General features: G+C 65.4%; 22 protein-coding genes and 1 pseudogene. 12 read left to right on the forward strand and 11 right to left on the reverse strand.

Translation table 11 applies throughout. The features are described from left to right. Positions 1-66: 66 nt before the first annotated feature. Both JD971_RS12645 and JD971_RS12650 read right to left on the reverse strand, forming a co-directional pair. A complete protein-coding gene (locus JD971_RS12645) occupies positions 67-1,212 on the reverse strand; it encodes a copper resistance protein B (protein ID WP_202083899.1) in 1,146 nt (381 codons plus the stop codon). Further along, positions 1,212-3,035 (reverse strand): copper resistance system multicopper oxidase, encoded by a 1,824-nt coding sequence (locus tag JD971_RS12650; protein WP_202083901.1) that lies wholly within the window; start codon positions 3,033-3,035, stop codon positions 1,212-1,214. The genes JD971_RS12645 and JD971_RS12650 overlap by 1 nt, the downstream gene beginning before the upstream one ends. 94 nt (positions 3,036-3,129) lie before the next feature. On the opposite strand from JD971_RS12650, the gene JD971_RS12655 reads away from it, so the two are divergent. The 6 genes from JD971_RS12655 (at position 3,130) to JD971_RS12680 (ending at position 6,552) form a co-directional block, all read left to right on the forward strand. Next, positions 3,130-3,405: a metal-sensitive transcriptional regulator gene (locus tag JD971_RS12655; RefSeq protein WP_236672084.1), complete on the forward strand. Its 276-nt coding sequence runs from the start codon at positions 3,130-3,132 to the stop codon at positions 3,403-3,405. Positions 3,406-3,452: 47 nt separating this feature from the next. After that, a complete protein-coding gene (locus JD971_RS12660; protein ID WP_371809648.1) occupies positions 3,453-3,929 on the forward strand; it encodes a DUF411 domain-containing protein in 477 nt (158 codons plus the stop codon). Between the two features lie 41 nt (positions 3,930-3,970). Continuing rightward, entirely contained in the window at positions 3,971-4,696 is a 726-nt protein-coding gene (locus JD971_RS12665; protein ID WP_202087659.1) for a MauE/DoxX family redox-associated membrane protein, read from the forward strand. Between the two features lie 114 nt (positions 4,697-4,810). Then, positions 4,811-5,305, forward strand: a complete 495-nt coding sequence (locus JD971_RS12670; protein ID WP_236672396.1) for a DUF305 domain-containing protein — start codon at positions 4,811-4,813, stop codon at positions 5,303-5,305. Further along, positions 5,302-5,787: a DUF6692 family protein gene (locus tag JD971_RS12675; RefSeq protein ID WP_202083908.1), complete on the forward strand. Its 486-nt coding sequence runs from the start codon at positions 5,302-5,304 to the stop codon at positions 5,785-5,787. The genes JD971_RS12670 and JD971_RS12675 overlap by 4 nt, the downstream gene beginning before the upstream one ends. Before the next feature lie 333 nt (positions 5,788-6,120). Further along, complete coding sequence (locus JD971_RS12680) at positions 6,121-6,552, forward strand: response regulator transcription factor (RefSeq protein WP_202083910.1); 432 nt, start codon at positions 6,121-6,123, stop codon at positions 6,550-6,552. A gap of 76 nt (positions 6,553-6,628) precedes the next feature. Here JD971_RS12680 and JD971_RS12685 read toward each other — a convergent pair whose 3' ends face one another. Then, positions 6,629-7,285, reverse strand: a complete 657-nt coding sequence (locus tag JD971_RS12685; protein ID WP_202083912.1) for an alpha/beta hydrolase — start codon at positions 7,283-7,285, stop codon at positions 6,629-6,631. Between the two features lie 182 nt (positions 7,286-7,467). Here JD971_RS12685 and JD971_RS12690 point away from each other — a divergent pair. The 3 genes and pseudogenes from JD971_RS12690 (at position 7,468) to JD971_RS12700 (ending at position 9,944) form a co-directional block, all read left to right on the forward strand. Continuing rightward, positions 7,468-8,519: pseudogene (locus tag JD971_RS12690) on the forward strand (cysteine desulfurase family protein). Then, on the forward strand, positions 8,516-9,604 hold the full coding sequence (locus tag JD971_RS12695) for a cysteine desulfurase family protein (protein ID WP_202083914.1): 1,089 nt from the start codon (positions 8,516-8,518) through the stop codon (positions 9,602-9,604). Before JD971_RS12690 ends, JD971_RS12695 begins: the two are co-directional and overlap by 4 nt. 4 nt (positions 9,605-9,608) lie before the next feature. Beyond that, on the forward strand, positions 9,609-9,944 hold the full coding sequence (locus JD971_RS12700; RefSeq protein ID WP_202083916.1) for a 2Fe-2S iron-sulfur cluster-binding protein: 336 nt from the start codon (positions 9,609-9,611) through the stop codon (positions 9,942-9,944). Positions 9,945-10,027: 83 nt separating this feature from the next. Here the strand turns inward: JD971_RS12700 and JD971_RS12705 are convergent, their stop codons facing one another. Beyond that, positions 10,028-10,573, reverse strand: a complete 546-nt coding sequence (locus JD971_RS12705) for a type 1 glutamine amidotransferase domain-containing protein (protein WP_202083918.1) — start codon at positions 10,571-10,573, stop codon at positions 10,028-10,030. Between the two features lie 112 nt (positions 10,574-10,685). On the opposite strand from JD971_RS12705, the gene parC reads away from it, so the two are divergent. Then, positions 10,686-12,980: a DNA topoisomerase IV subunit A gene (gene parC, locus JD971_RS12710; RefSeq protein ID WP_202083920.1), complete on the forward strand. Its 2,295-nt coding sequence runs from the start codon at positions 10,686-10,688 to the stop codon at positions 12,978-12,980. 90 nt (positions 12,981-13,070) lie between these two features. Here parC and JD971_RS12715 read toward each other — a convergent pair whose 3' ends face one another. From JD971_RS12715 to JD971_RS12745, 7 genes are all read right to left on the reverse strand, one after another. After that, entirely contained in the window at positions 13,071-14,486 is a 1,416-nt protein-coding gene (locus JD971_RS12715) for a DEAD/DEAH box helicase (RefSeq protein WP_202083922.1), read from the reverse strand. 267 nt (positions 14,487-14,753) lie between these two features. Continuing rightward, positions 14,754-15,428, reverse strand: coding sequence for a TIGR02281 family clan AA aspartic protease (locus JD971_RS12720; RefSeq protein WP_202083924.1), 675 nt, complete (start codon positions 15,426-15,428; stop codon positions 14,754-14,756). 461 nt (positions 15,429-15,889) lie between these two features. Continuing rightward, complete coding sequence (locus tag JD971_RS12725; protein ID WP_371809649.1) at positions 15,890-16,678, reverse strand: CCA tRNA nucleotidyltransferase; 789 nt, start codon at positions 16,676-16,678, stop codon at positions 15,890-15,892. Next, positions 16,675-17,274: a CoA pyrophosphatase gene (locus tag JD971_RS12730; protein WP_202083926.1), complete on the reverse strand. Its 600-nt coding sequence runs from the start codon at positions 17,272-17,274 to the stop codon at positions 16,675-16,677. The genes JD971_RS12725 and JD971_RS12730 overlap by 4 nt, the downstream gene beginning before the upstream one ends. Further along, entirely contained in the window at positions 17,271-17,831 is a 561-nt protein-coding gene (locus JD971_RS12735) for a DUF1285 domain-containing protein (protein WP_202083928.1), read from the reverse strand. Before JD971_RS12735 ends, JD971_RS12730 begins: the two co-directional genes overlap by 4 nt. A 66-nt stretch (positions 17,832-17,897) precedes the next feature. Further along, on the reverse strand, positions 17,898-18,434 hold the full coding sequence (locus JD971_RS12740) for a GNAT family N-acetyltransferase (protein WP_202083930.1): 537 nt from the start codon (positions 18,432-18,434) through the stop codon (positions 17,898-17,900). A gap of 128 nt (positions 18,435-18,562) precedes the next feature. Beyond that, on the reverse strand, positions 18,563-19,756 hold the full coding sequence (locus JD971_RS12745) for a PQQ-dependent sugar dehydrogenase (protein WP_202083932.1): 1,194 nt from the start codon (positions 19,754-19,756) through the stop codon (positions 18,563-18,565). 45 nt (positions 19,757-19,801) lie between these two features. Between JD971_RS12745 and JD971_RS12750 the strand changes: the two genes are divergently transcribed. Together JD971_RS12750 and JD971_RS12755 are read left to right on the forward strand one after the other, a co-directional pair. Further along, entirely contained in the window at positions 19,802-20,386 is a 585-nt protein-coding gene (locus JD971_RS12750; protein WP_202083934.1) for a ribonuclease HII, read from the forward strand. 200 nt (positions 20,387-20,586) lie between these two features. Continuing rightward, on the forward strand, positions 20,587-21,744 hold the full coding sequence (locus tag JD971_RS12755) for a site-specific DNA-methyltransferase (RefSeq protein WP_202083936.1): 1,158 nt from the start codon (positions 20,587-20,589) through the stop codon (positions 21,742-21,744). The last annotated feature ends 2 nt before the right edge of the window (positions 21,745-21,746 follow it).

The following is a 21,746-nucleotide window of genomic DNA, read 5'->3' on the forward strand; positions in this document are numbered from 1 at the left end:
CGCATCGGTCCCGCAACGACGACACCGCGATCGGCATGATGGAACGGGGGCGCCCGGCTTTAAGGCTCAGAACCAGAAGCGCACGCCCACGACATAGTTCGTCACGCTCGGATCCTCACCGTCGAGGCGGGCCTGGTCCGCGCTTTTGCCGAGCTGCCATTCCTGCTCCACCCCGATATAGGGCGCGAATTCGCGGATGATCTCGTAACGCAGCCGCACGCCCACCTCGGCTGAGGTGATGCCCGTGCCGAGCGCGAGTTCCGGCACGTCCTGCGCCGAAAGGTTCACTTCGCCGCGCGGTTGCAGGACGAGCCGCTGCGTGATCCGCTGCTCCAGCTCGGCCTCCACACGGGCGGTCAGATCGCCTTCGTTCGACAGGAAAGCCGCGGCGTCGACTTCGAACAGATAAGGCGCAAGCCCCTGCACGCCAAGCACGGCATGCGTGCGCTCCGGCCCGGTCAGATCCTGCCGGATGCCCGCCTGCACATCCCACCAGGGGCCTATGGCATGGCTCCACAATCCCTGAATCTCGGCGTCTTCGGGCTGCTCGCCAAAGGTGCCTTCGCCCTCGCTCTTGAACCAGAACTTGTCGAGATCGCCGCCGTAATAGCCCTGCACGTCCCAGAGATAGCCGTCGCCGCCTTCGCGCGCGCGATATTCGGCCCGGTCGCCCTGAAACCAGAAATAGCGCATGCCGCCGTTCTCCGTGCGCAATGCCTGGCGCGAGGCGCGCATCGCATCGGCGCCCCATATGGCATCGGCGGCACGCGCCGGACCGCTTCCCGCAGCAGCAGGCGGCGCGGTGCGAGGTACGGGCATGGCGCCGTGGTCCATGTCCCCGTGTTCCATGTCCCCGTGTTCCATGTCTCCGTGTTCCATGTCTCCGTGGTCCATGGCCCCATGGTCCATGGAACGCAGGTCCATCTCTCCATGATCCATTGCGCCGTGGTCCATCGCATCGGGATCCATTCCGGAATGCCCCGCGTGGCTGCCCACATGGTCGTCCGTTGCCGCCGCTTCCGGCATATCATTCGCGGCAAGCGTGCAGGCACCGTCGGGCACCGCGTGGCCCATCGCACGGTGGCGGGCGGCTTCCTCCTCGCAGGAGGTCGGGGCGGGTTCTTCTCCACCCGGCATTGCGTGGCCGGCGTGATCCTGTGCGAATGCGGGCGTGGCGGCGGCGCACAGGAGAATGGCGACGAGCGGGCGCATCAATCTTCTCCCACCCGTGCGACATCGGGCCGATTGCCCCGCGGGGCAACCGTCACGATCTGAAACATGCCCATGTGCATGTGGTAGAGCAGGTGACAGTGAAACGCCCAGTCGCCTTCCTCGTCCGCGGTCAGGTCGAAGGTGGCGCTTCCGCCCGGCTGGACGATGACCGTGTGCTTCTGCGGCTGATGATCGGCGGGCGCGCCGTTGACCAGCTCGAAGAAATGGCCGTGCAGGTGGATCGGGTGCGCCATCATCGTGTCGTTGACGAGCTTCACGCGGACCCGCTCGTTATAGGCGAAACGGATCGGCTCTTCGCTCACGGAGGAGAATTTCTTCCCGTCGAAGGACCACATGTACCGTTCCATATTGCCGGTCAGGTGGATTTCCATCTGCCGCGACGGCGTTCGCAAATCGTCATTGGGCGCCAGCGCGACGAGATCCTTGTAGGTCAGCACGCGGTGTTCGACCGTGTCGAGCCCGATGCCCGGATCTCCCATGCGATCGACGGGGTTCATCGACACCATGTCGATCCCCGGGCCGACCTTCACATCGGGCGGAAGCAGCGACGTATCGCGCATGTTCATGCCGCCCATATCCATGCCGCCCATATCATGCCCGCCGGACGTGTCCGAAGGCATGGCGTGGCCCATTGCGGCATGGTCCATACCGGCCATGTCACCGGCCCCGTCCGCACTCAGGTCCAGTTCGGTGCCGTGGTTCATGCCCATGTCCGCCATGGTCAGCAGCGGCGGATCGCGCAGCGCCGGCACATCGGCCCGCGCACCGGGGCGGGACGCAAGCATGGCGACCGCCATGCCCGACCGGTCCATGCTTTCCGCGACGATCGTATGCGCCTCGCCCACAGGTTCGACGAGGATGTCGTAGGTTTCCGCCGTGCCGATCTGGAATTCCTCGACCTCCACCGGGCGAACGTCCTGTCCGTCGGCGGCGACCACGTGGAATTTCATGCCCGGAATGCGGATGTTGAAGAAGGTCATCGCGCTGCCGTTGATGATACGCAGCCGCACGCGTTCGCCCCGGTTGAACGCGAATTCGAGGCCTTCCTCCGGCCCGCGCCCGTTGGCGAGATAGGTATAGGTGGAGCCGGTCACGTCGGCGATGTCGGTCGGCATCATGCGCATGTTCGCCCACATGCGCCGGTCCGCGCCCGATAGCGGATAATCGCCGGTCCAGCTGGTTTTCTGGTAATTGAAGTATTCTTCGCCCTTCTTGAGCTTGTCCATGATGGTATGCGGGTGGAGCGGGCTGAACTCGCTCAGCAGCATCACGTAATCCCGGTCCGCCTCGACCGGATCGCGGCGCGCGGGTTCCACCACGATCGGGCCGTAATGCCCGGCCTGTTCCTGCATGCCGGAATGGCTGTGCCACCAGTAGGTGCCGTGCTGACGCAGGGCGGGAATGTCGTAGACGAAGGTTTCGCCGGGCGCGATGCCCGGAAAGCTGACGCCGGGCACGCCGTCGAACTGAAACGGGAGCAGCAGCCCGTGCCAGTGGATCGAGCTGTCCTCGTCCAGCGTGTTGGTGACCGCGATGCGCACCGGGTCCCCCTCGCGCAGGCGGACGAGCGGGCCGGGCACGCTCCCGTTGACGGCGATGGCATGGCCGCGCCGCCCCTGTACCGTGCGCGTGCCCCTTCCGATGGTCAGCGCGATGTCGCGGCCCGATACCTCGTCAAAGCCGGGGCGGATCATTCCGCCATGCAGATCGCCGCCGCGCGCCCATGCGGGCAGGGCGAGCGCACCCGCGCCCAGAGTTCCGGCGGCAAGCAGACCGCGGCGTGAAACGTTCAGTCGAGACATGGACCTTGCAACTCCTTCGCGGTCCGTCATATATACCCCACAGGAGTATAGCAAGATACCCCGTGGGGTATAATTTCGGATCGGAGACTTTAACGTGGCGGCAACGCATGGCACCCGCATCGTGAACCGCCTCCGCCGTATCGAGGGGCAGGTGCGCGGCGTGGCGCAAATGATCGAGGATGACCGGTATTGCATCGACGTCCTCACCCAGATGCAGGCGATCAAGGCCGCATTGGGCCGGGCGGAGAGCGAGATACTGAAACGGCACGCCGCCTGCTGCGTGGCCGACGCCATCGCGAGCGGCGATGCGGACGAGCAGAAGGTGAAATTCGGCGAGCTGGTCGACCTTTTCGAAAAGGCGAAGCGGTGATCGCGCATGGCGACCTTTGCATGAAACGAGATGGAAGGAATATGAAGATGACAGCCCGAACCCGTACAGGTGCGCGGCGCATGCTCGCCTCGTCCGCCGCGATATTCGTCGCGGCCTGCGCCGGTGTCGCGCAGGCGGCCAGTTTTACCATGTATCGCGATCCCAATTGCGGGTGCTGTCTCGGCTGGGCCGATCATGTGGAGAAGGCTGGGAAACACGATGTAAAGGCCATCGACCATCCCGACATGGCATCGGTGAAGGCGAAAAATGGCGTGCCGGGCGACCTTGTGTCGTGCCACACCGCCATCGTGGACGGCTATGTCATCGAAGGGCACGTGCCCGCCGCCGATGTCGAACGCCTGCTGTCCGAACGTCCGGCCGGTGTCGCGGGGCTCGCCGTCGCGGGCATGCCGATGGGTTCGCCCGGCATGGAGAACGGCCCCCATCGCCAGCCCTACAAGGTCATCGCGTTCGGTCCGAAGGGCCGCAGCGTGTGGGCCAGCCACGGCGGGAACGCATCGTGAAACACAATGCCGCACAGAAGAAAACCGCCACTGTGTACCGGATGGTCATGCCCGAGCATGTCTGCCCCTACGGATTGAAGACGGTCGACCTGCTCGAACGTGAAGGGTTCGCGGTGGACGACCACTACCTCGAAACGCGGGAGGAAACCGACGCGTTCAAGGAAAAGCACGGGGTCAAGACCACGCCGCAGACCTTCATCGATGGCAAGCGGATTGGCGGCTATGACGATTTGCGCGAATATTTCGGCAAGTCGGTGCAGAAGGAGGGCGAAACCAGCTATCAGCCGGTGATCGCCATTTTCGGCGTCGCGTTCCTGCTGGGCCTCGCGGTGAGCTGGTACGTGTTCGGAACGATCTTCACCGTGCAGGCGATCGAATGGTTCGTCAGCCTGTCGATGGCGCTGCTCGCCATACAGAAGCTGCAGGATATCCGCAGCTTCTCGACCATGTTCCTCAATTACGACCTGCTGGCGCGGCGATGGGTGCGCTATGGCTTCATCTACCCGTTCGGCGAGGCGCTGGCTAGCATATTGATGGTGGCGCATGCGTTGCCGATCGTGTCGGTGCCGGTGTCGCTCTTCATCGGAACCGTCGGCGCGATCAGCGTGTTCAAGGCCGTATATATCGACAAGCGCGAACTGAAATGCGCGTGCGTCGGCGGGGGCAGCAATGTTCCGCTCGGCTTCGTTTCGCTGACCGAGAACCTGTTCATGATCGGCATGGGCCTGTGGATGGGGGCCAAGGCGCTGGGCTGGGTCGTTCTGTAATCGCGTCCCGTCTGCGGCCAGGATATTTGAGGAATTTGAAGGAGCATCGACATGGCGAATGACCAATCCGGCGATACGTCCGGCGGCGGCGGCAATTACTGGCGCTTCATGGCGATGGTGTCGACCTCCACGGTCATCATGTTCGGGCTCATGTATGCCAATACTTTCGATGCCGATCACATATTCTGGAGCGAGACGCGTTTCTGGATGATGTTCGTGATGGGGGCGATGATGATGGTCGTCATGCTCCTTTTCATGTGGGGCATGTACAAGGACCGGACCCGGAATTTCATCATTCTCGGCGTCGGGGTCGTCGTGTTTGCCCTTTCGCTCTGGCTCGTGCGGAGCCAGGCGACCGTGGACGACACCGAATACATGTCCGCGATGATCCCGCATCATTCGATCGCCATCATGACGAGCGAGCGGGCGAGCCTCAAGGATCCGCGCGTGCGCAAGCTGGCGCATGACATCATCCTCGCGCAGCGCCGCGAAATTGCGCAGATGAAATATCTGATCGCCGACATCGAGGAGCACGGCATCCGCACGGAGGAACGCCTTCCCGAAGGCATGACCGTGCGGTCCGAAGGAACGTCGGGGGCAGGCCGATGAAAAGGCTCGTCACTGTCGCCGCCCTGTCCGCGCTGGCTCTTGCCGGGTGCAACCGCAATACGGCCATCGGCAACGACCGCGAAGCCGGGCGCGACCCGCCCGCGCAGGCCGCACCGATCAGGCCGGCTGGCTCTGCGCTACGGAACGTGTCGACCGCGCTCATCAAACCGGAAACGATGAGCGATGCCGACGTGGCCGCGATCGGCGGGACCGAAGGGCGATGCGTTTTCACGCTGACCGAGGTCAGTTTCCCGGCCTTCGTCTATACACCGGGGGAGCAGGGCTTCATCAAGCTCAATGGCACGCTCATTCCGCTCGACCCGGCGGGTGCCGACCGGTTCGAAAGTGGGCAATTGATCGTTACCACCCGGCTGCTCGACACGCGGGGTAATGCCGGATTGCGGGGCCTGGAGATGATCGTGGTTCCGCCCGGTGCCGGGGACGAGCTGGGGTATCGCGGCTATACCAGCTGCGACGGCTGAACCGGCGGCGATCGTCTTCGCTACCCGTTTGTTAACCCTGCCCGGCGCACCGCAACGATCCGTGGCCGGTGCTCCGTAATCCCCGGTAATCCGAGGGAGAGGGGGTTGCCACCAGATCCGATCCATCGGGATGCGATTGCATCCGGATCGGACCGGCCTTCCTTTGCCGCGACCCTCGCTGCGGGATAACCCCTAGGGCGTTGCAGACGGCGGTTTTACGCAATTTGAGGTAACTCCTGTCGGCACGCAACGGATGGATCGAAAACCTTCCCGATTTTCGACATCTCCCGATCGCTTGCCGATCACCGGGTTCGGGGAGGACAGGAGTAGTAAATGGCGCGCATCATTTTGGCCGAAGACGACGAGATCGTCGGGGAAATCGTCCGCGATACGCTGATGGATGCGGGCCATGCCGTCGGCTGGTGCAAGGATGGCCGGTCGGCGCTCGATGCCATTCGGTTTCGCCCGCCGCATCTCGCCATCCTCGATCAACGCATGCCTGAAATGTCCGGGATCGAAGTGCTGCGCTCCATGCGGATCAGCAAGGAACTCGCCATGGTTCCGGTCCTCATGCTTACCGCGGTGCGCACCGATGCGGATCAATCGATCGCCTATTACGACGGGGCGGACGATTACATCACGAAACCCTGCAACATGGAGCAATTGCTGTTCCGCGCGGACCGCCTGATACAGGGTGCGATGCGCCGCATTTCGGGCATGGAAGGCATGCCGCAATTCGGCAAGATGGTCGCGCGTCCGGTCTGACCCTGTGGCGGGGCCGGAGATCCGCGGGACCGGTAACCGCGTTATCGGCGGCCGGGGGATCAGATTGCCCGCAGGATCACCGGATCTGACAATCGGGCGACAGGCGGAAATCGAGGTAATTGTCGACAGAGCGCATGAGCTCGTCGAATTCATGCTCGAAAAAATGGTTCGCGCGCGGAATCTCGTCGTGGTGAATGGTGATGTGCTTCTGCGTGCGCAGCTTGTCGACGAGCTTCTGCACCGAAGACGGCGTCACCACCGTATCGGCGGCACCCTGAATCATGATGCCGGACGCGGGGCAGGGCGCCAGGAACGAGAAATCGTACATGTTTGCGGGCGGCGCGATGGAGATGAAGCCGCGAATTTCCGGGCGCCGCATCATCAGCTGCATCCCGATGAGCGCGCCAAAACTGACGCCCGCGATCCACGTGACCTGTGCCTCGGGATGGACCGACTGCACCCAGTCGAGCGCGCTGGCCGCATCGGACAATTCGCCGACGCCATTGTCGAAACTGCCCTGGCTGCGACCGACGCCGCGAAAGTTGAAGCGCAGGACGGCGAAACCGCGCGCGGCAAAATCCTTGAACAGGGCTTGCGTGATACGCTCGTTCATGGTGCCGCCGCCCTGCGGATGCGGGTGCAATATCATGGCAAGCGGCGCACGCGGACGCGGGGCGGGATGATAACGGCCTTCTAGGCGGCCTTCGGGACCGGGAAAAATAACGGCTGGCATGGGGTGATGTCGTTACCTGATGCTGGCCCCATGCTGCGGCATTGTGGTCGAAGCGCGCACGGGGGTGTGATTTGTGGACGCAGCCTATATAGATGCGTTGCCAAAAAGAACAATGCGAACCGTCACCCGTTCCGCCTCCCGTTGCGGGGCGGGCGGGTACGTCATCGAACGGTGGAAACGCTCTGAACACAATTACCTATCTCGACCACGCCGCCAGCGCGCCGATCCTGCCGCAGGCGCGCGATGCACTGCTGCGGGGCATGACGCTCAACGCCAATCCGAGCAGCCCGCATGCGCCGGGCCGTGCGGCGCGTGCCGCTCTCGAACAGGCGCGCGCCGACGTGGCCGATGCGCTGGGCTGGCAGGGCGAGATCGTCTTTACCAGCGGGGCGAGCGAGGCTCTGTCGATTGCGCTGCATCGTTCGCATGCGACGCGGCGGATCGTGAGCCAAGTGGAGCACGATGCCGTCATGCGGCATGCGACGGGCGCGGCGCGGATTCCCGTCGGCGTCGCGGGCATGATCGCGCCCGGCGATCTTCCCGATGTGACCGATGCGCTGGTCGCGATACAACAGGTCAACAATGAAACGGGCGTCATTCAACCGCTCGACGCGCTTGGCGATGCGATCCGGGCGGGCGGCGGGCTGCTGCTGGCCGATTGTTCGCAAGGGGCGGGGAAAATCCCGATGCCGGCTGCGGACATGGCGGTGATCTCCGCGCATAAATTTGGCGGACCGACGGGCATCGGGGCGCTGCTGTTGCGCGATTTCGGGATGATCGCGCCCGATGGAGGGCAGGAACGCGGCTATCGCGGGGGGACGGAAAACGTGCCTGGCGCGATGGCGATGGCCGCCGCATTGCAGGCCGGACATGGCTGGATGCGGGAAGCTCTGCGACTGCGCAGCAGGCTGGAGAACGCGATCATCGATGCGGGCAGGAGGTCGTCGCCGACCGCAGCCCGCGCATCGCGACCATCGGGTCCTACCGCCTGCCCGGCGTGGCCGCGGCGGTGCAGCTTATCCGACTCGACAGCGCAGGGATCGCGGTGTCGGCTAGGAGCGCCTGTTCCTCCGGTTCGCTCCGGACGAGCCACGTGCTCTCGGCCATGGGGATGGATGACAAGAGCGCGGGCGAGGTCATCCGCGTGTCCATCGGGCCCGACACGCGAGATGCCGACATCGACCGATTCCTCGACGTGTGGGGCGATATTGCGCGGGGACGGCGGCGGCCATGATCTATCTCGATTATCAGGCGACGACGCCGCTTGCGCCCGAAGCGCGCGAGGCGATGGTGCGCTGGCTGGACGGGCCGGATGGCACTGGCTTCGGCAATCCGCACAGCCCGCATCGCCTGGGACGGATGGCGGCGGCGGCGGTGGACATCGCCCGCGAACAGGTGGCGGCGCTCTTCCCGCCGGGCGGACAGGTCGTTTTCACATCCGGCGCGACCGAGGCGATCAACCTCGCCATGCGGGGCACGGTACGGGCGGGCGACGAACGGCCGGTGGCGATCAGTGCGATCGAACATGCCGCCGTGCGCGATACCGCCGCGGCCCTCGGCGTCCCGGTGCACGAATTGCCGGTCGGTGACGACGGCGTGGTGGCCGCCGACGCCCCCTGGCCGGACGCGACGCGGCTCGTCGCGCTCATGCAGGTCAATAATGAGATCGGCACGGTGCAACCGGTCGGCGCTTTGGCGGAACGGGCACGGGCGGATGGCGCGCTGATGCTGTGCGACGCGGTGCAGGCGGCGGGGCGCATGCCGGTCGCCCATGCCGACCTCATCTCGGTATCGGCGCACAAGCTGCACGGGCCGAAGGGGATCGGCGCGCTATGGGTGCGCGACGGGGTGACGCTCGATCCGCAGATCACCGGCGGGGGGCAGCAGGACGGCATGCGTTCCGGCACGCTCAGCCCCGCATTATGCACAGGGTTCGGGGCGGCGGCGGCGCTGGCCATCACCCGGATGGAGGAGGATGCCGCGCATGTTGGTCGTCTTTTCGACAGGGCGCGCGCATGGTTCGCAGGCTGGACTCTCAACGGGAGCGAGGCGCTGCGCTGGCGCGGGAACCTCAATCTCAGGCGCGACGGGCTGGACGTGGCCCGGCTCATGTCCGAGGTGCGCGAGGTCGCTTTTTCCGCCGGTTCCGCATGCGCGTCGGGATCGGGCCTACCCAGCCATGTCTTGCAGGCCATCGGATTGACTGACACAAAGGCGAAACAATCGATCCGGCTCGGGTTCGGACGCTACACACGGGAAGAGGATCTGGAACATGCCGCGGCCTTGATACAGGCGGCGGCGAAGCAACAGGGATTCTGAACCGATGGTCTGCGTCAATATCACCACCGCCAAGGGCGAGACCGTCAAGGCCGAGGGCGAGGACGGCGCGAGCCTCCTCGAAACGGCGCAGGCCGCGGGCATGCCGCTCGAAGGGACGTGCGAGGGGCAGATGGCCTGCTCCACCTGCCACGTTGTCGTCGCGCCCGAATGGTTCGACCGCCTGCCGCCTGCGACCGAGGATGAGGAAGACATGCTCGACCTCGCCGCGGGAGTGCAGCGCACGAGCCGCCTGTCGTGTCAGATCCTTCTCGACCCCGGGCTCGACGGGCTCGCCATTTCCATCCCGCTCGATTCGCACGACATGCGCGGCGTGGGATAGGAGCCGGGCACCGCGATACGCATGAAAAAGCCCGCCGCGGCGTGATGCCGGGCGGGCCTTTTTACATGATCGCGCGCTGGCGCTTATGCCATGGCGGGCGATTTCGCATTTTCCACCGCATCGATGATGGCCTTGGAAAAGGCGGGAATGTCATCCGGGTTGCGGCTGGTGATGAGATTGCCGTCGACGGCGACTTCCTTGTCCACCACGCTGGCACCTGCATTTTTGAGGTCGGTACGGACCGAGGGCCAGCTCGTCACGGTCTTGCCCTTCACCACGTCGGCCTCGACCAGCATCCACGGACCGTGGCAGATCGCGGCGACCGGCTTTCCCGCATTGGCGAAATCCTTGACGATCTTCACGGCCTTTTCCTCAAGCCGCAGGATGTCGGGATTGATCTGCCCGCCGGGAAGGACCAGAGCATCGTAATCGGCGACGTTCACTTGGTCGAGCGTCTTATCCACCTTGACCGTGTCGCCCCAGTCGCTCTGATCCCAACCCTTGATCTCGCCGCTTTCGGGGCTGGCGATGGTGACGGTCATGCCGGCATCCTCGAAATTAGCCTTGGGCTTCATGAGTTCGCTCTGCTCGAACCCGTTGGTCGCCATGATGAGAATCTGTTTGGCCATGATTGTAACTCCTTGAATCGCTTTGTTTGCGTGTTGCCTTTGAAACGGATGGGGGACGGGATGCGTTCCGCCATTTGCCTCGGCCCGTCGTGCTGCTAAGCCGGTTCGTGCGATGCCCAGCGATACGACAGAAAAAACCGAGCCCGATCCGTTCGATCGCCTGATCGACGCCCCTTTCGACGCCGCCTTGTCGGAGCGTTATCTCGTCTATGCGCTGTCCACGATCACGGCGCGTTCGCTGCCCGATCTGCGCGATGGGTTGAAGCCCGTGCACCGCCGGCTGTTGTGGGCGATGCGGCAATTGCGGCTCGATCCGGGGCAGGCGTTCAAGAAATCCGCCCGCGTGGTCGGCGACGTCATCGGCAAGTATCACCCCCACGGCGATGCGTCGGTCTATGACGCGATGGTGCGCCTGGCGCAGGATTTTGCGCTGCGTTACCCGCTCGTCGAGGGGCAGGGGAACTTCGGCAATATCGACGGCGATAATGCCGCAGCCTATCGCTATACCGAGGCGCGGCTGACGCGGACTGCGATGCTGCTGATGGCGGGGCTGGACGAGGGGACCGTCGATTTCATCCCGACCTATAACGGGGAGGAGCAGGAGCCGGAGATCTTCCCCGGCATCTTCCCCAACCTGCTCGCCAACGGGGCGAGCGGGATCGCCGTCGGCATGGCGACCTCCATCCCCAGCCACAATGTCGCGGAGGTGATCGACGCCACTTTGAAGCTAATCGACAACCCGCGCGCCGAACATGGCGAGTTGATGGAGGTGTTTCGCGGACCCGATTTCGCGACCGGCGGTCTGGTGGTCGACAGTGCGGAGGCGATTTCCCATGCGTATGAAACCGGGCGCGGTTCGTTTCGCATGCGGGGCCGTTTCTATGCGAGCGAGGCGGCAAGCGAAGCCGACCGCGATGCCGGGATCGAACGGCTGGGCGGGGGGCAGTGGCAGCTCGTCATTTCCGAAATCCCGTATCAGGTGCAGAAGGGCAAGCTGATCGAGCAGATCGCCAATCTGATCGCCGACCGCAAATTGCCGATCCTCGAAGACGTGCGCGACGAAAGCGACGAAACGATCCGCATCGTGCTCGAACCCAAGAGCCGCAAGGTCGACCCCGAACTGCTCAAGGAAAGCATTTACAAGCTGACCGATCTGGAAAGCCGGTTCTCGCTCAATCTCAACGTGCTGGACGCGACGCGCACGCCGGTCGTGATGGGGCTGGGTGAGGTGCTGCGCCACTGGATCACGGCGCAGATCGACATTCTCCTGCGCCGCAGCCGCCACCGGCTGGACAAGATCGCGGCGCGGCTGGAGCTGGTCGAAGGGTATATCGCCGCCTTCCTCAACCTCGACCGGGTGATCGAGATCATCCGTACCGAGGACGAGCCGAAACCGATCATGATGGCGGAGTTCGAGCTGACCGACCGGCAGGCCGAGGCGATCCTCAACATGCGGCTGCGCAGCCTGCGCAAGCTGGAGGAGATGGAGCTTCGCCGCGAGCGTGACGCCCTGCTCGCCGAACGTGGCGAGCTGGAGCAGCTCATCGAAAGTCCGGCCCGCCAGCGCACGCGGATCAAGCGCGACCTGAAGGCGCTGCGCAAGGAATATGGCGAGGATACGCCGCTCGGTGCGCGGCGCACGACCATTGCCGAGGCGGAACCCACCGTCGAATTCAGCATGGACGCCATGATCGAGAAGGAGCCGGTCACCGTCATCCTGTCACAGCGCGGCTGGATCCGCGGGATGAAGGGGCATGTCGACCTTGCGGGCGAATTCAAGTTCAAGGAAGGCGACGGCCCCGCCTTCGCCATGCATGCGCAGACGACGGACAAGGTGCTCATCGCGTGTGACAATGGCCGGTTCTACACCATAGGATGCGACGGATTGCCCGGCGAGCGCGGTTTTGGCGAGCCGGTGCGCTCGATGGTCGACATCGATCCGGAGGTCGCGATCGTGGGCGTCCACATCTATCGGCCCAAGGGGCAATTGCTGCTCGCCGCCGACAACGGGCGCGGGTTCGCTGCGGAAATGGACGAATTGCTCGCCGAAACGCGCAAGGGCCGCCAGGTCGTGAATCTAAAGAAGGGCAGCACGTTGCGCGTTGTCCATGCCATCGCGCCGGCGCACGACCATGTCGCGGTGGTGGGCGACAATCGCAAGCTCGTCATCTTCAACCTCGAAGAATTGCCGGTGATGACGCGGGGGCAGGGGGTGCAGTTGCAACGGTACCGCGACGGCGGCCTGTCCGATGCGACGACGCTCACGCTGGAGGACGGGCTGAGCTGGACCATGGGCGGGGAAACCGGGCGCACCCGCACCGAAAAGGACATGTGGCAATGGAAAGTCGCGCGCGGCGCGGCCGGACGCCTGCCGCCGACCGGTTTTCCCCGCGACAATCGCTTTTGAACGCAATCGCTCCTGAACACGGCGCATGAAAAACGGCGCGGAAGCCGAAGCCCCGCGCCGTCGTTTTCGTGATCCGTAAACCGGACGGGATCAGTTCGATCCACCGGCCCGTGCCGGCTTCGGCCCGCGGGGACGGCGGTTGCGCTGCCCCTCGGCGCCTTCGCGGCGTTCGCCGCCCTGCCGCTGGCCTTCGGGCTTGGGGCCACGCCCGCCGCCGCCATTGCCGCGGCCGCGTCCACCGCCGCCGTTGCCGCGGCCACGCCCGCCGCCGCCGCCGCCATTGCCGCGACGTTCGCCCTGCGGCGCGCGTTCGGCACCCGCGGGTGCGCGGCTCGGCTTGGGCAGGGTTGCAGCCTGCAGCGTGAAATCATCGGGCAGCGGCATCGGGGTGAGCTTCACCCGCGTCAGCTTCTCGATATCGCGGATATAGGGTTTCTCATCCGGCGCGACATAGCTGATGGCGACGCCATCGGCCCCGGCACGCGCGGTGCGGCCGATGCGGTGCACATATTGTTCGGCCACGTTCGGAATTTCGAAGTTGAAGACATGGCTGACGCCCGTCACGTCGATCCCGCGCGCGGCAATATCCGTCGCGACCAGCACCGGCACGCGGCCCTCGCGGAACCCGTCCAATGCGCGGGTGCGCTGCGCCTGCGACTTGTTGCCGTGGATGGCGGCGGCGACGATCCCGGCGGCGGCGAGATGGCGCACCACCTTGTCCGCGCCATGCTTCGTGCGGGTAAACACGAGGCAGCGTTCGATCTCGCCCTTGTCGAGCCCTGCCTTCAATGAAAGCGTGAGCAGCGCCTGCTTTTCCGCCTGGTTCACGAAGGTCGCATATTGCTCGACCCGTTCCGCGGTGGTGGATTGTGGCGCGATCTCGACCTTCACCGGATTGGTGATGAATCGCTTGCCGAGTTGCTGGATCGCTTGCGGCATGGTCGCGGAGAAGAACAGCGACTGACGCTTTTCGGGCAGCATCGCGGCGATCCGGGTCAGCGGCTTGATGAAACCGAGGTCCATCATCTGATCCGCCTCGTCGAGCACGAAGATTTCGACATCGCGCAGGGTCAGCGCACGCTGATCGATGAGGTCGAGCAGGCGGCCCGGTGTCGCAACGAGCACGTCGGTGCCATGGGTCAGCTTGCGCGCCTGCTTGTTCGCGGGGACGCCGCCAAAGATGCACTGGATCGAAAGATCGAGGTTCTTGGCGTAATAGCCCATGTTGTCGGCGATCTGCGCGGCCAGTTCGCGCGTCGGCGACAGGACGAGCATGCGGCACGAGGCCGGCTTGGGCGAACCGCCGCTATCCGCCAGACGGTGCAGCGAGGGCAGCGCAAACGCCGCCGTCTTGCCGGTGCCGGTCTGCGCAATGCCGAGCAGGTCGCGCCCTTCCATGAGCGAGGGGATGGATTTGCGCTGAATCGGGGTCGGCTCTTCGTAGCCCTTGGCCGAAAGCGCGCGCAGGATGGGTTCGGCAAGGCCGAGTTCTTTGAAATAGGACATGATGGTCACTCGTATACAGGCGCATTCCCGCCGCCGCGCGCAATTGCAAAGCGCAGCGGCGCGCGAAATGCGCGGGGTCAAAATCGCGACCCTAGCGTGAATGGGGAAGCTTTGCGGTGCGAACCGTAAATCGGGTGCGGACATCTGCCGATTTGTCCCGGCAGCGTTCACGCTTGCATCCGATGCCGCGGGTGATCCCGCGCTGTCACATCGGGGCAGATAGGCGCATCGTTCGGCAGATGCAAACCTTATTTCGCGTGATCCTAATTATATTTCGTCGGCGTCCGTTTCCTGCGCCGGAGCAGGGGTCAGGATCAGCGTCCCGTCCTCCACCCGCCAGCCATCGAGCCGGGACAGGAAATTCATGCCCAGCACGTTCATCCCGCCCATCGACGGGGCGACCACTACGTCAAGATCGCGGGCCACGATATTGCCCGCGCGCAGCTCCGCAATCGACGCCATCTGTCCCGGCGCCGCGCCATTGGCGGTGCGCAGCGCGATCGTCCCGCGCAGCGCCTCACGCTCGATCCCGCCGGCCTGTGCGGTTTCGGGCGCGATGGCGGTAAGCGAGGCGCCCGTGTCGATCAGGAACCGTTCGGGATGGCCGTTGATCGTCGCCTCAACCCAGTAATGCCCGTCCCGGCCGAGCGGCACGCGCGTTTCATCACCTTCGACCACCTGTTTCGGCATGCCCAGTTGCGGGAGGGCGAAATCGACATCCGGGTTCATGCGGGCCACGTCGATGACGGTGAGGATCAGCACGCCGGCCAGCCCCACGCTGCCGAGCGAGCGCAGCGCGGCGCCGGGCGCAGGAGCCACCCGCGCAACCATCGAGCCGATGATCGACACGAGCAAGGCAAACAGCGCGAGCGCAAGCAGCGGCTGCGCCTCGAGCACGTCGCCGAAAGGAAGCGCGTCGAACGGGATGAAGGAAAGATCCATGTCTCCGCCTTAGCAGCCTGCTGCTTTCCCGATGCTGACCGGAGCGATCAGGGGCGGTCCGACCAGGGCGGGACGCGAAGTCATCCGACCTCCTCGCGCAGGATGGCATGGGTGCGGTCGGGGCCGGGAAACCCTTCGTCAATCCACCGGGCCTGGACCTTGTGCAACACCGCCGCCACCGCGGGGCCTTTTTCCACGCCTGCCGCCATCACGGCACGCCCGTCGATCGCAAAGGCGGGCGGTTCCCATCCCGCGATAGGCCGAACCGATGCGCCGAGCAGCAGAAGCCGATCCTCCGCCCGTTCGCGTCCCAGCCGGAACAGCAGGCCGCGCGGATTGGTGGCATCGCCGGCCTCCCGCTCCGCCGCGCTGATGAGCCGTTTCTTCTGCGCATTGGAAAGACGCAGCCGCGCCGCGACCTGTGCCGCGACATCGCGCCGCGGCGGCAGCAGGGCGGCAAGCTAGCGCATCGCATCGGGGGCGATACCCGCCGCGTCCTCCGCCTCGATCAGCCGGCTTAGCGTGTCGCGCTCATCCGTCCCGCATTCCGGCAGGATCACGCGCAGCACGCCAAGGTCGGCCATGCGCCGCACCGTTTCGGCAGGCCGCGGCAGCGCGAGCAATCGGCGCAGTTCCTGCCCGATCCGTTCGCGCGAAAGCCCCATCAAGGTCGGTGCACATTCCCGGCATGCCGCTATTGCCTCGGCATCGGGCGCGCCGGAGCCGAAACGCGCCTCGAACCGGAAATAGCGCAGGATCCGCAAATGATCCTCCGCGATCCGGGTGCGCGCATCGCCGATAAAACGCACGATCCCGGCCTTCAAATCGTCCAGCCCGCCGAAATAATCGTCGATGGCCAGCGTCAGGGGATGGGCATAGAGCGCGTTGATCGTGAAATCGCGCCGCGCCGCATCCTCCCGCCAATCGTCGGTGAAGGCGATCGTGGCATGACGCCCGTCGGTCGCGACATCGCGGCGCAGCGTCGTGATCTCCACCGATGCTTCGGGAAGGAGCGCGGTCACCGTACCATGATCGAGCCCGGTCGGAATCGTCCGAATGCCCGCATCGTTCAGCCTGCGCATCACCGCATCCGGCGCATGGCGGGTGGCGATGTCAATGTCCTGCGCCGCGACGTTCAGCAACGCATCGCGCACGCATCCCCCGACATAGCGGCACTCCTCGGCGCCGAGCGCATCGACGAGCGCGCGCAGGCCGTCCCACCGCGTCCAGGGCAGGGCGGGGAGCGTCACCGGCCGGTCCAGCGCAGGCGCCGCGACAGATTGTCGAGTATCGCCGCGGTAACGCCCCAGATCCTGTGCCCGTCCCAGTGCATCTCGATGAAATGGCGCTTCGTCCCCTTCCACGTGGCGCTGCGCGCGACATGGTTCGCAGGGTCGAGCGCGAAGGACAGCGGCACCTCGAACCATTCGTCGACCTCGGCCGGATTGGCGCGCAGCGGAAGATCGGGCGGCACGGTGGCGAGCACGGGCGTGATGGCATATCCCGTTCCGGTGCGATATCCGTCGGTGCGGCCTATGATGTGGACCCGGCTGGGCGCAAGGGCGATTTCCTCGTGCGCTTCGCGAAGCGCCGCCTGCTCCGCCGTTTCGCCCGCGTCGATGCCGCCGCCGGGAAAGGCGACCTGCCCGGCGTGGGTGCGCATTTTCGCGGGCCGTTCGATGAGCAGCACGCCGGGTTCGTCCGCCCGCTCCGTCACCGCGATGAGCACGGCGGCGGGGCGCGCCGTATTGTCGTCCATGAAATCGGCATCGTCGCGAAGATCGGTCAGCGGCCGGGCATGGCCGCGGCGGTGCATGGCGGTCAGCGCCTCGCGGATCGTGCTCATTCCGGGGTCAGCGGGAACACCGCACCCCTGCTTTCCACGGCCAGCGGTTCGCCGCCGCGCGCGATGGCGATCTCGGCCAGTTGCGCATAGGTCGACCGGTCGAGCCGGGCGAGGAGGCCGTCGCGCATCTCGACATAGAGCGCGGGCGTATCGGGGTCGCCCCGCGCGAAGATGGGATGATCGGCATCGGCCGTCACCAGATCGTCGGTATTGCTGCGAAAGGCGAGCACGGGGGCGCCGTCCACCTCGTGCCGCGTCACGTCGACGGCGACGAAGGGCGCGTCATCCACAGCGATCGACAGTTTTTGATACGGCACGACGAGCCAGTACGTGTCGCCTTCGCGGCGCAGCAGGCTGGAAAACGCGCGGACCATGGCCGGGCGCGTGATTTTCGAGCCCTGATGATACCAGGTGCCGTCGGCGGCGATGCGCATCTCGCTGTCGCCGGTGTTTTCGGGGTTCCAGCTCGACACCGGGGGCAGCTTGCGCGCAGCGACTGCGTCGGCCACCTCGGCAAGGGACATGGAGGCGAGATCGGGGGTCGGTTCGTAGGGCACGGACCCTATCTGGCACCGGCACGCGCAAACGCCAAGACCTGCGTCCCCGCTTTTATCGCGGCGATGCTATCCTGCGGCGCGGGCGGCCGCACCCCAAGGGCCGAGCACGCCCTTTTCCGGAAGGACCGCCGGGTTGTCCGCACGGCACAGCAGCCGCGCTCCCCACTCCCCCGGAAGCACCCAGCCGCCGGTATGCGCCGCGGTAAAGCCGAAGAAGCGCCCGTAATATTCGGGATCGCCGATGAGCACCTGCGGCAATGCGCCCTGCGGCCCCGATACGTCGCGAAGCGCCTGCAGCGCGGAGAGCATCAGCATCTTGCCGAAACCCTCGTTCTGCATCGCGGGGAGCACCGCGACCGGTCCCACCATGACGAGCGGCACGGCGCGCCCCTCCGGCGTGTTGAGCGCAACCGGCCAGCACTGTATCGTGCCGCACAGCATGTCCTGGTCATCGAGCGCGGCAAAGGACAACGCCGGCAGCCAGTCCATCCCCTCGCGCACGACATAGGCGGTGCGGCGGTGCCGCTCCGGCTCGAATGCGCGGTCCAGCAATTGCTCGACCATGGCGGGATCGACATTGGCAAGAGGGATGATCGTGGACATGCGCGGGCCGATAGGGCGCGAAACGCACGCTGTCGATTGCGAAAAAGCGCAAGGGGGCGATAGAAACGCTATCCCGTGGGTTCGCGGCCCGCCGTGAAGTCAAGCGCGGGCAAGCCGGTCGCGTGCCGTCACTCCGCCGGCGTCAGGCGCCAGAGCCGCGCGTCGCCCTCATCCTCCACCGCCCATATGGCGCCGTCCGGCCCCTGCGCCACTTCGCGGATGCGGCGTTCCATTGGGTGGCGTTCGAGTTCGGTCGGCGTGGTCCCGTCGAAACCGACGCGGATGATCGCCTTGGTCTTCAACCCTGCGATGATGGCCTGCCCCTGCAACGCCGGGAACATGTCGCCGGTATAGAAGATGAAATTGCCCGGCGCGATCACCGGGGTCCATCCGATGCGCGGCGCGATGAATTGCGGGCGCGTATCGTTATCGGGAATGGGCGTGCCGTCGTAATTCACCCCGTTCGACACCGCCGGCCAGCCATAATTGCCGCCCTTCTGCACGAGATTCAGCTCATCGCCGCCCTTCGGCCCGTGTTCGAGCACCCAGAGACGCCCCTCCGGATCGAAGTCGATGCCGAGCATGTTGCGATGGCCATAGGACCAGATCTGTGCCGAAGCGCCGCCGCGATCCGCGAACGGATTGCCGGGCGCCGGCGTGCCGTCGGGAAGCAGGCGGACAATCGTGCCGAGCGTGTTCGAAAGATCCTGCGCAGGGTCTTTCTTCTGCCGCTCGCCGCTGGTGATGAAGAGATATTGGCCGTCCGGCGAAAAGGCGATGCGATGCGAATAATGGCCGCGGCCTGTAACCTTGGGTGTCTGCCGCCAGATCGTTTCGAGCCCATCGAGCGTGCAGTTCGTGCCGCTTTCCTCGCAGATCAGCCGCGCGCGTCCCACGACTGCGCCGCGCGTGTCGCCGTCGCCCGCCTCGACCCAGCTCAGATAAACCTGCCCGGTGCGCGCATAATCGGGGCCGAACACGAAATCGCCGAGGCCGCCCTGACCGCCGTAATCGACGCGGGGCACGCCGCTCACGCTGCCCATGGCGCCATTGGGTTCGCGGATGCGGATGTTGCCCTTTTTCTCGGTGATGAAAAGACGGCCCGTGCCCGGCTCGAACGCGAGCGCCCAGGGTTCGTCGAACGTCCCCATTTCGGCGAGGGTGAAGCCGGGAAAGCCGTCCGTTTCGGAAGAGGGCGCAGCGGCCCCGGATGTTTCGCGCGGTTCGGAGGCATTGCTCTGCGGTGCGGGCGCACAGCTTGCAACGACGACGCCGACGAGCGAAAGGGGGACGGTGATGGAAATCGGGCGCGGAATGATCATGAACACCATAATTCGAGTGCGGGGCCAAAGGTTCCGCCGACGCGCATGATTGTGGGCGTGGACGAGGCGGGACGCGGGCCGCTCGCCGGGCCGGTGGTCGCGGCCGCGGTGCTCCTGTGCAAGCCGCGCCCGCCGGGTCTTGGCGATTCGAAAGTGTTGTCGCGCGCGGCGCGCGAACGGCTGGACGAGGCGATCCGCCGCCGCTGCGTCTTTGGTGTCGGCGTGGTCGAGGTGGGCGAGATCGACCGGCTCAACATCTTCGGCGCGACGATGCTCGCCATGAGTGTCGCGGTGGAACAATTATGCGCGAAGATCGGCTGCGACCCTGTCGAGGTGCTCGTCGACGGCAATCTGACGCCCGCGGGCCGGCGCCCGGAATGGCGGTGGAAGGCCCGCGCCATCGTGAAGGGCGATGCAAAGGAACCGTGCATTTCCGCCGCGAGCATCGTGGCCAAGGAACATCGCGACCGCATGATGCGCGATGCGGCGCTGCATCACCCGCAATATGGCTGGGACCGGAACATGGGTTACGGGACGAAGGACCATCTGGAGGCGTTGCGCCGTCATGGCCCGACCCCACTGCACCGGCGCAGCTTCGCCCCTGTTGCGCAGGCGGATCTGTTCGGTTGATCCTTCGCGCGCGCTGCTGAGTCTTTCGCGCCACACCGCAACATGTCGAGTCCATGGACGCGGGCGGGACTCCACATCATGTGGCGGCGCCCTGACATGCGCCCGGCCCGGTCGCGCGATGATGAACGGGCCGAAAAAATCGGCGCTTGACGGCGAGTCGCTATGGATTCATCACGGTTGTCCACAGGGGAAAACGACCGATGGCAACCATGCTCAAAACGCGCGCGAAGGCCGCGCCGACGACTCGCGAAACGGCACAGGAGCTGCGCGCGCGCCTGCCGCTTGGCCGCATCCTGGATGGGGATTGCATCGCCGCGATGCGCACCATTCCGGACAACAGCATCGACATGGTGTTCGCCGATCCGCCCTATAACCTGCAGCTGGGCGGCGATCTTTCCCGGCCTGACGGCAGTGCGGTCGACGCGGTCACTGACGATTGGGACAAGTTCGCCAGCTTTGCGACCTATGACCGTTTCACTCATGACTGGCTGGCCGAGGCGCGCCGTATCCTGAAGCCGAATGGCTCGCTCTGGGTCATCGGCAGCTATCACAATATCTTTCGCGTCGGTGCCGCGTTGCAGGATGCGGGGTTCTGGATCCTTAACGATGTGGTGTGGCGCAAATCGAACCCGATGCCCAATTTCAAGGGCACGCGTTTCACCAATGCGCATGAAACGCTGATCTGGGCGTCGATGGGGGAGAAGGCGAAATACACCTTCAACTATCGCGCGATGAAGACGCTGAACGATGAATTGCAGATGCGGTCCGACTGGGTCCTGCCGATCTGTTCGGGCGGCGAACGGTTGAAGCAGGACGGGGCGAAGGTGCACCCGACGCAAAAGCCGGAGGCGCTGCTTTACCGCGTGATGTTGGCGACGACGAAGCCGGGCGATGTCGTGCTCGACCCGTTTTTCGGAACCGGGACGACCGGGGCCGTGGCGAAACGGCTGGGCCGCGAATGGATCGGGTGCGAGCGGGAGGACCGCTATCGCGGCGCGGCGATGGAGCGGATCGAAATGGCGCTCCCGCTCGACGAAAGCGCGTTGAAGACGATGCAGTCGAAGCGCAGCGCACCCCGCGTGGCGTTCGGCGCGCTCATCGAAAATGGCTATATCGCGCCGGGCACCGTGCTGACGGACAAGAAGCGCCGCTATCGCGCGGTGGTGCGCGCGGACGGCTCGCTCATGGCCGAGGGCGCGTCGGCGAAGGGGGCGATCGGCTCGATCCATTCGCTGGGCGCCGAGATGCAGGGCGCGCCGTCGTGCAATGGCTGGACCTTCTGGCACACGGACGGGGCGGACGGGCTGACCCCCATCGATGCCGCGCGCAATCTCTATCGTCTGGCGACGGAGGACTGACC

Origin of the sequence: Croceicoccus sp. YJ47 (assembly GCF_016745095.1) — a bacterium.
Lineage (GTDB): Bacteria > Pseudomonadota > Alphaproteobacteria > Sphingomonadales > Sphingomonadaceae > Croceicoccus.

Excerpts from the sequence above, each read along its gene's own strand:
- JD971_RS12705 (WP_202083918.1), bottom strand. The coding sequence starts at position 10,573 with ATGGCCAAACAGATTCTCATCATGGCGACCAACGGGTTCGAGCAGAGC.
- JD971_RS12750 (WP_202083934.1), top strand. The coding sequence starts at position 19,802 with ATGATTGTGGGCGTGGACGAGGCGGGACGCGGGCCGCTCGCCGGGCCG.
- JD971_RS12695 (WP_202083914.1), top strand. The coding sequence starts at position 8,516 with ATGATCTATCTCGATTATCAGGCGACGACGCCGCTTGCGCCCGAAGCG.
- JD971_RS12665 (WP_202087659.1), top strand. The coding sequence starts at position 3,971 with ATGGTCATGCCCGAGCATGTCTGCCCCTACGGATTGAAGACGGTCGAC.
- JD971_RS12745 (WP_202083932.1), bottom strand. The coding sequence starts at position 19,756 with ATGATCATTCCGCGCCCGATTTCCATCACCGTCCCCCTTTCGCTCGTC.
- JD971_RS12685 (WP_202083912.1), bottom strand. The coding sequence starts at position 7,285 with ATGCCAGCCGTTATTTTTCCCGGTCCCGAAGGCCGCCTAGAAGGCCGT.
- JD971_RS12675 (WP_202083908.1), top strand. The coding sequence starts at position 5,302 with ATGAAAAGGCTCGTCACTGTCGCCGCCCTGTCCGCGCTGGCTCTTGCC.
- JD971_RS12645 (WP_202083899.1), bottom strand. The coding sequence starts at position 1,212 with ATGCGCCCGCTCGTCGCCATTCTCCTGTGCGCCGCCGCCACGCCCGCA.
- JD971_RS12660 (WP_371809648.1), top strand. The coding sequence starts at position 3,453 with ATGACAGCCCGAACCCGTACAGGTGCGCGGCGCATGCTCGCCTCGTCC.
- parC (WP_202083920.1), top strand. The coding sequence starts at position 10,686 with ATGCCCAGCGATACGACAGAAAAAACCGAGCCCGATCCGTTCGATCGC.
- JD971_RS12700 (WP_202083916.1), top strand. The coding sequence starts at position 9,609 with ATGGTCTGCGTCAATATCACCACCGCCAAGGGCGAGACCGTCAAGGCC.
- JD971_RS12715 (WP_202083922.1), bottom strand. The coding sequence starts at position 14,486 with ATGTCCTATTTCAAAGAACTCGGCCTTGCCGAACCCATCCTGCGCGCG.
- JD971_RS12720 (WP_202083924.1), bottom strand. The coding sequence starts at position 15,428 with ATGGATCTTTCCTTCATCCCGTTCGACGCGCTTCCTTTCGGCGACGTG.
- JD971_RS12730 (WP_202083926.1), bottom strand. The coding sequence starts at position 17,274 with ATGAGCACGATCCGCGAGGCGCTGACCGCCATGCACCGCCGCGGCCAT.
- JD971_RS12650 (WP_202083901.1), bottom strand. The coding sequence starts at position 3,035 with ATGTCTCGACTGAACGTTTCACGCCGCGGTCTGCTTGCCGCCGGAACT.
- JD971_RS12670 (WP_236672396.1), top strand. The coding sequence starts at position 4,811 with ATGGTGTCGACCTCCACGGTCATCATGTTCGGGCTCATGTATGCCAAT.
- JD971_RS12680 (WP_202083910.1), top strand. The coding sequence starts at position 6,121 with ATGGCGCGCATCATTTTGGCCGAAGACGACGAGATCGTCGGGGAAATC.
- JD971_RS12740 (WP_202083930.1), bottom strand. The coding sequence starts at position 18,434 with ATGTCCACGATCATCCCTCTTGCCAATGTCGATCCCGCCATGGTCGAG.
- JD971_RS12755 (WP_202083936.1), top strand. The coding sequence starts at position 20,587 with ATGGCAACCATGCTCAAAACGCGCGCGAAGGCCGCGCCGACGACTCGC.